The 10,885-nt window shown below is 41.4% G+C and carries 10 protein-coding genes; 2 read left to right on the plus strand and 8 right to left on the minus strand.

The genetic code is table 11. From position 1 onward, the window contains the following. From RDS42_RS07900 to RDS42_RS07915, 4 genes are all read right to left on the minus strand, one after another. Nucleotides 1-954, minus strand: a 954-nt coding sequence (locus tag RDS42_RS07900) for an acyltransferase (protein ID WP_308783169.1), incomplete at its 3' end; no start/stop codon positions are given. 31 nt (nucleotides 955-985) lie between these two features. Continuing rightward, nucleotides 986-2,077: an acyltransferase gene (locus RDS42_RS07905; RefSeq protein ID WP_308783170.1), complete on the minus strand. Its 1,092-nt coding sequence runs from the start codon at nucleotides 2,075-2,077 to the stop codon at nucleotides 986-988. Then, complete coding sequence (locus tag RDS42_RS07910; RefSeq protein ID WP_308783171.1) at nucleotides 2,065-2,655, minus strand: N-acetyltransferase family protein; 591 nt, start codon at nucleotides 2,653-2,655, stop codon at nucleotides 2,065-2,067. The genes RDS42_RS07905 and RDS42_RS07910 overlap by 13 nt, the downstream gene beginning before the upstream one ends. Before the next feature lie 111 nt (nucleotides 2,656-2,766). Next, complete coding sequence (locus RDS42_RS07915; protein ID WP_308783172.1) at nucleotides 2,767-3,630, minus strand: EamA family transporter; 864 nt, start codon at nucleotides 3,628-3,630, stop codon at nucleotides 2,767-2,769. A gap of 238 nt (nucleotides 3,631-3,868) precedes the next feature. On the opposite strand from RDS42_RS07915, the gene RDS42_RS07920 reads away from it, so the two are divergent. Further along, the gene (locus tag RDS42_RS07920; RefSeq protein ID WP_308783173.1) at nucleotides 3,869-5,758 is read left to right on the plus strand and encodes an HD domain-containing phosphohydrolase; all 1,890 of its coding nucleotides are present in this window, start codon (nucleotides 3,869-3,871) and stop codon (nucleotides 5,756-5,758) included. 118 nt (nucleotides 5,759-5,876) lie between these two features. After that, entirely contained in the window at nucleotides 5,877-6,188 is a 312-nt protein-coding gene (locus RDS42_RS07925; RefSeq protein WP_308783174.1) for a 4Fe-4S dicluster domain-containing protein, read from the plus strand. Between the two features lie 110 nt (nucleotides 6,189-6,298). On the opposite strand, the gene tsf is transcribed toward RDS42_RS07925, so the two are convergent. The 4 genes from tsf to RDS42_RS07945 form a co-directional block, all read right to left on the minus strand. Next, entirely contained in the window at nucleotides 6,299-7,240 is a 942-nt protein-coding gene (gene tsf, locus RDS42_RS07930) for a translation elongation factor Ts (RefSeq protein WP_308783175.1), read from the minus strand. 35 nt (nucleotides 7,241-7,275) lie between these two features. Continuing rightward, nucleotides 7,276-8,022 (minus strand): 30S ribosomal protein S2, encoded by a 747-nt coding sequence (gene rpsB / locus RDS42_RS07935; RefSeq protein ID WP_022067527.1) that lies wholly within the window; start codon nucleotides 8,020-8,022, stop codon nucleotides 7,276-7,278. Between the two features lie 179 nt (nucleotides 8,023-8,201). Then, nucleotides 8,202-9,005: a pseudouridine synthase gene (locus RDS42_RS07940; RefSeq protein ID WP_308783176.1), complete on the minus strand. Its 804-nt coding sequence runs from the start codon at nucleotides 9,003-9,005 to the stop codon at nucleotides 8,202-8,204. Beyond that, nucleotides 8,998-10,875 (minus strand): DUF6449 domain-containing protein, encoded by a 1,878-nt coding sequence (locus RDS42_RS07945; RefSeq protein WP_308783177.1) that lies wholly within the window; start codon nucleotides 10,873-10,875, stop codon nucleotides 8,998-9,000. Before RDS42_RS07945 ends, RDS42_RS07940 begins: the two co-directional genes overlap by 8 nt. Nucleotides 10,876-10,885 lie beyond the last annotated feature (10 nt).

Genomic DNA, 10,885 nt, shown 5'->3' on the forward strand with positions numbered 1-10,885 from the left:
CAGAATCCTAGTACCATTTTCTCCCGGCACCCTTATCTTATTAGCTGCAAGATCAATAAACCTGCCTATCATAATATGGAAAATATAAACATAAAGGGACAGTTTCTGCCCGATAAATTCCAACAGCGGATTTCCCATCTGGGGCCTGGTCACAGACAGAACACACAGACTTCCCAGCACCAGGTATGTTCCCATATAGAACTGCACCACTCCGATATGGGTTCTTTCCCATAAGGCAATACCAATTCCTGAGATGATCACCACATAAAAATATACAAGCGGTATTTTGGAAAAGATCTTTTTGATTTTTTCCACATTCAGCTTAGCCAGCATACCAAAAAGAAAAAACGGAAGTGCTCGGAACAGATAGCAGTTAAACAGATATGCTCTGTTTCCTGTGTCAAATAAAGGAATTGAACTGGGAATCGGTAAAATATATTTCAGTTCTCCAAAAGCAATAAATCCTATCCATAAAAGTACTGCTACGATTATGATCCACGGAGAAATTTTCTTTTCGTCAAACAAAAGCACAGTCAGATAACAGTACAGCAGTGCCCCCAAAAACCATAAATGCGAGTACACAAACGGGTCATTTGTCAGGAAAAATTTTGCAATCTTGTCTTTTGTAAGAAGTGAAGCTGTATATTCCACAATATTCCAGTCCGGATCCAGCATCTGATTCCAAGTCACACAAAAAACAGCATAAACCAGTGCAGCAATCACAACCAGACTTAAAATATGACGAATCTTTCGCCATGTATTAGATCTTATCAGCCTGTTACTGCTGTCCGTGCAAAAGAATCCCGATACAAAGAAAAAATAAGGAACTGCAAAGCTGCATAAAGGTCTTATGATAAGTCCCAATGGATCAGGAAAGCCAAAATGCAGGAGTACAACTGCCATACATGCCAGCCCTTTTATGGTATCCATCAGTCTGTAACGAACTTTTCCCATGATAAATATATTCCTTTCTCCTGTTTTTATTCTATAATAAAATCTTTTTCCCCAGTTTCGATGCAGGCTTTTCAATCAGATGCCAGACCACCGCACCTGCTGCTGCAGCAAATACCACAGAGACTGTCAGAGACACACCTGCATGCAGCTTTATAAAATCTGTATTTTTCCAGAAAGTTTTTTCCAGAATATAAAAAGAAAATTCCTGCATGACATAAATAGAATACGCATATTTTCCCATCCTGCATACAGGCAGCCTGCTGATCAGTCTGGAAAACAGTCCTTTTTCTGTCAGCATACAAAAAAAGAAAACAGAAAACAAAACTACTACCACAAACTGATTCTTTCCGACCCTTTTTCCAACAAAAAAATCCATCATTAAAAGGCAAAAACTGCCAATTTCCGTAAAGGTAATCAAAGCTGTAACCACACTGGCATTCATATGCTGCGCATATAATCCTGTCCATCTTTCTTTTGCTTCATCGTAAAGATTGCCCAGCAGATATCCCAGCCCTACACCTGCCGCCGCCCTTGCCATAGCAAGACTGAATACACCATAGACCACTTTTCGTGCAAATCCGCCATCTGTGTACATAATATTCAGCACATAACCAAAATAAACAATCAGGCAGATTATTAATTTCATCCCCGGTGAATTTTTCATAGCCTTATGCATCAGAAAATAAAATAGTTCTGCAAAGAAAAACGCAGATACATACCAGTTAAGACCTGTCCAGGCAGTAGTCAGCCCTGTAGACTGCAGAAAAAAAAGATTCAGAAAGCCTTCCTGCAAAGGCACATCCAGAAATATCACAGAAAGAATGGTCGATACAGCAAATACCGGCCAAAGACGAATGAACTTTTTCAGCACAAAATCCAGCGTTTTCTGTTCAGAATGCAGCATGACAGATCTATACAGAAAATATCCTGACATGATAAAAAAACATTCTACTATATATTTCGCATATTTTGACTGCCGCGCAAGTTCCTGATAGATTGCAGCTTCCCCGGTAAACGGAATCATAAATGAATGAAGAAGATGAAAATATACAATGCTTAAAGCAAAAAAAATACGGATAAATTCTATATTTTTCAGTTTGGGGCTGCTTCTCATCTCTCCCATTGATAAAATCTTCCTCTCACTTCCTTAAATGTTTTGGGTTTTGCCGGATTTTCTATATGATCTCCAATATGCTTTTCCATCCAGACCATATTATACCAATGCCCAAATTTATATGCACATTTATGAAACTCTGCTGCCATTTTATATCCCATATGGAGATGAAACCTGACACTGTCCTTTGTCAGATATTCATCTTCCACTTCCGGATATGCTATACATGCATTGACACTAAGAATATTCTGCTCCTTCAGAACTTTTTCCAAAGCTTCATAAAGCAGTTTTCCCGTACCTTGATTTTTTTTATCTTTTTTCACATAAATAGAAGTTTCTGCAGACCAGGCATAGGCTTCCCGAGGATGAAGAGGACCTGCGTATACATACCCTATAATCTCCCCGTCTCTTACCGCGGCCAAATAAGGAAATCTCTCCAGCGTATGGCGGATCCTTTCTTTAAATTCTTCTGCAGATGGAACGGTATATTCAAAAGTCACTGCTGTATCCCTGATATAAGGAGCATAAATATCCAGAAGTTGTTCTGCATCCTCCGGCGATACGATTCTGATCATTGTCTCGCTCATCTAATCACCTCATCATTCGTTTTGCATAATACCTCCATATTTTATCAAATGTACCACCGGATAGCAATACGGCCGCTTTCCATTTTGACCACATCAACTGCTCATATCTGTCTACAGTATTGCCAGCAGCAGGGTTCCAGCCACAATTCCGGTCAGACCGCACACAGATTTTTTTGACAGTTTCTCATGAAACACCAGCCATGAAAAGAAAATCGTGACCAAAATACTCAGCTTGTCGATCGGAACCACAACACTGGCAGGTCCATCCTGAAGCGCTCTGTAATAGCACAGCCAGGAGGCGCCTGTTGCAAAACCAGACAATATAATAAATCTCAGTTCTCTTCTGTCAGTTTTCCTGATCTGATTAGCTTTTCCGGTAATAACTACCATAAGACATGCCATCAGCAACACAACTGTGGTACGGATGGCTGTTCCCAGATTAGAGTCCACATTCTGGATTCCAATTTTTCCCAGAATAGCTGTAAGGCTGGCAAAAACCGCCGAAAGAACTGCATAGATCAGCCAGTCTTTCTGTTTCTTTTGATTTCTTTCTGTAACTTTTCTGTCGATCATCAAAAGCGTACCGCCGCCGATCAGAATAACAGCTGCTATTTTTCCAGCATTAATGCCTTCTCCCAGAAAAATCAGCGCAAGCAGAATAGTTAAAACTGTACTGGATTTGTCAATGGGAACAACCTTATTGATGTCGCCCTTCTGCAAAGCATGAAAGTAGCAGATCCAGGAAGCCCCCGTCGCAAGTCCAGACAAAACAAGAAACAGCACCGTTTTTCCACTAAGTTCGGGAATCCCCTTCCCGCTTCCGGTAATCAGAACCATCAGCCACGAAAATACCAGAACCACAACCGTTCGAATCACGGTCGCCACATCCGAATCTGTTTTTTTGATTCCACATTTTGCAAGAATTGCGGTAATTCCCGCAAAAAAAGAAGAACCTACTGCATATAATATCCACATTTTCTGTTCCTCCACAACCATACCTGACGAATGATAAAAATTTTATATCAGGCAGCAGCTCCAACCTTATAAAATATCAATTTGATTATACTTTGTATTCTGCAAAATATCCAGTATGACAGCAAAATTCATGCAGGAATTACTTCCGGTATTTCCAGTCTTTCCTGTCATAGGCCAGACTGGATTTATCTGCATTCATATGTTATACTTTTTTCAGTAGTTTAACAGGGGGAGACGTATGGAAGGAGAACACGGTTTTACCACACGCGAAGAATGGCAGAATTATTTTCAGATTTATTTTGACCAGATACGGGAACTGGAAGAGATCAATTCTTTTCAGATGAACAAAGAGCCTCAGCAGTGGCTGGCTGATTTTTCTACGAAGGCTCAGAAGCTCGAAAAAAAATATCAGGAGCAAAGTGCATATCTTCAGCAGCATGTTTATTATTTTACAAGAGAAAGTCATCCGTGGACCAAAAATGTAGCAGATCCTCTGCTTTCTTTTTTGTACAGGTACAGTACACGTTTTGAGGATATTGCCGCCGCTTATGAGCTGGCTCGCAGTCTCTATACATTTTATGAAACACAAAACGACCCTGTGGCATTAATGAAATGCGATATGGTTATACTTTCTGTCTATTTTTTTCTCAATGTAAAATGTTTAAAAAAAGAAATCATGGAACTTTATCAGCACGCAATTCCTATTTTTGAATCCTTCTACGAGCAATTAAGTGAAGAAGAAAAAAGTCTTGGAATGAGTTTTTATGATTTTCAGTCCTTTATTACATCCGAATATGTAAATGATCCTCCTTTTCTACCGGTTTCTCGTTTTTTTGAAGAATACGAAAACAGGATGCGGATGCTTCACCGTTTTCAGGCTGAAGCAGATATGTCTTTACCTTTGAATTCCGTTATTCCTTATTTTGAAAACCACTGGACAAGCAGCTTTCTTCGATTAACCATTCATTCAAATGCGAATAACTTCACTCAAAAACAGCTTCATATGCAGCTTTCCATTGCCAGACAGCTGAAAGATCAGCACCCGTCCGATGAATCTCCGGAAGGCTATGCCAAATATCAGACACTTTGTCTGATGCTGGAATATTTCTTAAAAGAAAAATCTGCCCCGGCTGTTCATCAGGAGATTATGAATTGCGAAAGCATTCTGCCTCATAAACGTTTCTGCACTTTTGAAGAATATGACGATGAAAATATTGACTGTTTTAATCTGATTCTCAGCTGCATGCTTGTTCTGATTACAGACTGCCCGGACTGTGTACACAGTATCCGTCAGATATTTGCTCATTTACTTGATGTATATAACCATTTTCCCAGCAATACCTTCATGGAAAGTGTGGCTGATATCAATACTTCTCTCTATCTTATTCCTGCTGTCAGATATCTGGAAGAAGACAAAATTCTTCCCACTCTTCTCCAGCTGACTGTATACAGACAGCCCCAGACATTATTTCACTCAGTGATCCTCAGCCGATGTGCAAAGATTGTAACCAGTCATATGATCGACCAGCACCCGGAATACCTTATCGGCGTGCTTTCCTGTCAGTCTGAAGCAGAAATCAACCGCAGAAAGGATGAAATCCTCAATTTTATTGAAACAGGAGCGCTGCTGCACGATATTGGAAAAATACACTGTACGAATGTAATCAATATGCAGTATCGAAAGCTCGTAGACATTGAATTTCAGGTAATCAAATATCACCCTGTATCCAGTCTGAAAATTTTACAGCAGATTCCCTCTCTGCACAAATACATCGGCATTGCCGCAGGTCATCATAAATCAAGCGATGGTTCCTACGGATATCCATCTGATTTTGATGCGGTAAATAGGCCGGATAAAATCTTGATTGATATTATTAGTATCTGTGACTCTCTGGATGCCGCCACCGATTATCTTGGACGAAGCTATGCCCGGACAAAAACACTTAGTCAGGTACTTGGTGAACTTCAGGCCGGAAGCGGTACACGCTATTCCTCTCATGTTGTAAATCTGATTTCAGACTCTCCCAAACTTCAGAGTGAGCTGGAGCAGTTTCTTCTTCATCACAGAGAAGATGTCTGTCTGGAAGTATACCAGAAGATCAAACAATCCGGAACTTTGCAGCTTTAGGAACTGGGGCTGTTATAAATCTTATCTAAATACTGTTTTTTACCTTTCATTACATATGAAGTGTTTGAAACAATCGCCTCCTACCGGGCCTGGGATTTCTGTCAGATCCAGTATAATTATGTGGACACAGATATTCAGGCAGGCAGCAGAGAACATAAAAAAACGGACCAACAACGGATGTACCGAATGTTCTTACCGCATGCCCTGTCCATTTGGCGTAAATATTCCCAAAAACTTCCGGATCTGGAATGACTTTTCCATGTATGGCAACAAGGAAAAGACAAAACAGGCATTTTTCCAGGATATGGATCCGTCTTCCAGAGGCAATCAGTGCCAAAAATGCGGCAAATGCGAATTGGTATGCCCCCAGTCTATTTCTATCCGAAAAGATTTGGAAGCTGCCTTCAAAGAATTAAGCACCTTAAAATAAATATAGGTTCTGTTTCTTCATTAGATTTCTATAACAAAATTCCCCACAACTGATGCACTCGCATCAATTGTGGGGATAAATTTCATTATGAAATTCTAAGCAAACTTTGCTTATTTGCCTGCCATCTGAGCTGCAACTTCTGCTGCAAAGTCTTCTTCCTTCTTCTCGATTCCTTCGCCGGTCTCGAAACGAACAAAACCTTTGATTGTGATCTTAGCGCCATTCTCTTTTGCAACCTGCTCTACGTATTTAGCAACAGACTGTTTTCCATCCTCTGCTTTAACGTAAGTCTGGTCAAGAAGGCAGATCTCTTTCAGTTCTTTCTTAATACGTCCTTCGATCATTCCTTTGATAACCTTCTCAGGTTTCTGAGACTCTTTCGGATCGTTCATGATCTGAGCCATAAGGATTTCTCTCTCATGTGCAAGGTAATCAGCGCTTACTTCGCTGTCGCTTGTGTACTGAGGTTTCAGAGCTGCAATCTGCATTGCAACGTTCTTAGCCATCTCTTTTACAGCATCGTTTACAACGTCTGTCTCAACGTCAACAAGAACGCCGATCTTTCCGCCCATATGTGTGTAGGAAGCAACGAATCCGTTCTCTTCTTTTACCTGAGCGAATCTTCTGATGTTCATGTTCTCGCCGATTACTGCGATCTGAGCTGCAAGAGCTTCTTTTACAGTCTGATCACTGCTCAGTGCCCATGGCTCTGCAAGGAAAGCGTCGATGTCTGCTGCTGTAGTTGTAAGTGCCTGTGCAGCAACGTCTGCAACGTAGTTCTGGAATTTCTCATTCTTTGCTACGAAGTCAGTCTCTGCGTTAACCTCAACAACAACTGCGCTCTTAGCATCCTCTGCAACAACAGTCTTGCAAAGACCCTCTGCTGCTACACGGCTTGCTTTCTTCTGAGCAGTTGCAAGTCCTTTTTCACGAAGGAACTCTACTGCTTTATCCATATCGCCTTCTGTAGCTGTAAGAGCTTTCTTACAGTCCATCATTCCGGCGCCGGTCAGTTCTCTTAATTCTTTTACCTGTGCTGCTGTAATAGCCATCTCTATTTCCTCCTGAATAATTTAATATGATAAAATTACTCTTCTACTGTCTCAGCGAATTCCTCAGACTCTGCCTCGATCTCGCCGTCAGCCTCTGCTGTACCCTGATTAGCCTCGATAACAGCGTCTGCCATCTTGGAAACGATCAGTTTTACAGCACGGATAGCGTCGTCGTTACCCGGGATTACATAGTCAAGTTCTTCCGGATCGCAGTTTGTATCACAGATACCGATCAGCGGAATACCTAATGTATGAGCTTCCTGTACGCAGATTCTCTCTTTTTTCGGGTCAACGATAAAGATAGCGTCCGGAAGACGTTTCATCTCTTTGATACCGCCAAGGTTTTTCTGCAGTTTTGTAAGCTCTTTTCTTAACTCAATAACTTCTTTCTTAGGAAGCACGTCAAATGTTCCGTCAGCCTCCATAGCCTCGATCTCTTTCAGTCTTGCAATACGGCTCTGGATTGTCTTGAAGTTTGTAAGCATACCGCCAAGCCATCTCTCGTTTACATAGAACTGTCCGCAGCGCTCTGCCTCAACTTTAATAGCGTCCTGAGCCTGTTTCTTTGTTCCTACGAAAAGGATGTTTCCGCCGTTTGCTACGATGTCAGCGATTGCATTGTATGCATCGTCAACCATACCTACAGACTGCTGAAGGTCGATGATGTAGATACCGTTTCTCTCTGTGTAGATGTACGGAGCCATTTTAGGGTTCCATCTTCTTGTCTGATGTCCGAAATGAACACCTGCTTCCAAAAGCTGTTTCATTGAAATAACGCTCATGTTTTTTCTCCTTTTTGGTTGATTTCTTCCGCGCAGATCATTTTCTATCAAGACCCGCCGTCACACCGTATGGGCACCATCCATCGGAATCTCCACGCGTGTTTATTTTGCAACTTCTGAATTATAGCATAAGAAAACCCTCCATGTAAAGAGGGTTTTCATTGTTTTTTCCTGTATTTTCAACATTTCTCAGATTTTTCATCTGAAGTTCTTCCTGCGTCTTTTAATTTTCGGATTTCTTCCTCTGTAAGAAGACGGCATTCTCCCTTTTTCAGATCTTCCGGAAGAGTAAGAGGTCCCATGGATATTCGTTTCAGATAGATCACAGGTTTGCCCACCGCTTCCATCATCCTTTTTACCTGATGGAATTTTCCCTCGCTGATGGTAAGAAGAAGTTCTGTATATACCTCTGGAAGAGTTTCCGGGCGCACATGACGCATAACTCCTTCTTCTGAGATATCCTCTTTTTCCAGAAGCTTCACCTTTGCAGGAAGTGTCTGGCGCTTTTCCCCGATATCAATTCCCTGCTCCAGTCTTTCTTTATCCTCCTCTGTCACCTGTCCTTCTGTTCTGACAAAATAGGTTTTTTCTACGTGACGGGCAGGAGAAAGAAGTTCATGAGCCAGCGCCCCGTCATCTGTGATCAGAAGAAGCCCTTCTGTATCCTTATCCAGACGCCCCGCCGGAAAAAGACCTTTTCTGGCAGAAGGGATCAGCTCCATTACTGTCCTGTCCCGCTTATCCTCTGTTGCCGATACATATCCCGCCGGCTTATGCAAAAGATAATACACATGCTCCGGTTCTCTGGCAATTTCCTCTCCTTTAAAAAGAACTCTGTCCTCCGGTCCAACTTTCTGTTCCGGTTTTTTCACGGTCTGCCCGTTAATCTCCGCCAGGCCTTTCTGGATGTATTTTTTCACTTCACTCCTTGTACCTTTGCCTGCATCTGCCAGAAACTTATCAAGTCGTACTGTTTTACTCATCTGTCTGATCTTCCTCTCTGGGTTTTATAATAATAGATGTGGGACCGTCTGCACCACCGATCACAGATACCTTTTCTTCCTCTGAATCTTTTTGTACAAAATCAGGAATTTTATTCTTTAAAAGCCGTACATAAAACTCATATCCCTGTTCTGTCTGAAAGATCACGCTGACATCCTCTTCACATTCCAGCCATGAATAAAAGCCTCCCGCAGGAACCGCAGCATCTTTTAATTTCTGCAGTTCTTCCGCCTTTTCATACACTGCTGTTTTTTCTTTTTCCTTTCCATAATATTGGACTGTTGCTTTTTTTATTTTAATGTCATCCAGGGTAATCGGATATCCGGTCTCTTCCAGAACAGACAATGTATGTGTATATTCCGGCAGGACATTTATCGTACTGTACGCATACTCCTTTCGGTTCTCTTCTCCCGGAACCAGAGTACTGACACTCATAACCCCTGGAAGACTGTAGGTTAGCTGAATACTGCAGCATGGAATTCCTGTAAAACTCTCTGCCCCGGCATCCTCAATATCTTTCTTCAAAGCCTCTAAAAGTTCTGCCCATTTCTCTTTCTGCTCCTGGAAAATCATATATCCCCGTCCATCGGCCGCATTAAAATACATTTCATCCAGATATTCCGTACCAAGATCCAGCATATCCAAAACGTTATCCTTCAGATTTTCTTCCTCATACAGACATTGGATCAATTCCTGAGATTCAATGGCATTGATACGGTAATTACGATATATCTTCTTTCCGGATTTCAACTTATACATAACTCCGGTTTTTAATACTATATCACTGTTTGTCCCCTCAACAATATGATCCCCTTTCTCGTATTTCTTTCCCCTTTCCTTCTGTTTTTCAGCTATACTGCAAAACGCATTGTAAGTTTTATCACCAATCTCTTTTTTTCCAGAAACACTGTACTCTCTCAGATCCCAGTCTGCAGACTCCATTCCTACCTGATAAATACCGTCCTCTACTTCTTTTATGTATGTTCCCATATTGTTAGAAAACATATTCATATCCACACTGACCGATGCCAGTTTTTCCTTCGGCGGAACATAGGAATCATAATGAAACAGGTCGGTTTCATATACCATGGCACAGGCTGCCACGATCAGCCCTGCTGCCAAAAGCTGAATCTTCTTTTTGAAAAAGCAATGAAAATCCATCTGGTATGCTGTTTCCATAAAGCCATGGGAAAGCACTGTTCCAAGAATCAGCCCAAATATCCACCAGAATGTCTTCATACTGCTTATAGGGATCAGATAAAAGAAATATCCAGCTCCCAGTCCGCAAGGGATCACAACCATTATTTTAACAATAAAAGCAGCTCCCCTGTAAACCATAGGTGATCCCGCCGACTCAGAAGGCCTCTTCAGATAAGCCACATAAGATAAATATGTCAAAAGGACTGTCAGCACCAGGAGAACCATAAAAAGCCTCATGCCTTCTCCTTTTTGATAAGCTTCAGCAAACTGATTTATCAGCCCTGCAGGAGAAATATATTCTCTCAGGAAACGGATCAGCCCATAGTTTTTTTCTATATAATAGGTCTCATAAAATCCATATCTGTAGCCTCCCAGAAGCAGGCTCAGTCCTGGTCCGTAGCAGTAGAGCATCCCCATACAGAAGATTCCCATAAGAAGATTTCCCGTAATACATAAGATCAGCACTACGCTGAAATATATCAGTAAATATATGATCAGATGGATGCCAAACAGAGCCAGTGCTTCACCCATTAGCTTCAGACTGAAAAATCCCCTTGCGGCTCCGATACAAATTGCAAGAAATACCATGATCATGTACGGCACTAAATAATATACAAGCCCTGTATAAAAAGGGCACTGAAAAACTTCCATTTCTTCTTAA

The organism is uncultured Blautia sp. (assembly GCF_902497045.1).
GTDB lineage: Bacteria > Bacillota > Clostridia > Lachnospirales > Lachnospiraceae > Blautia_A.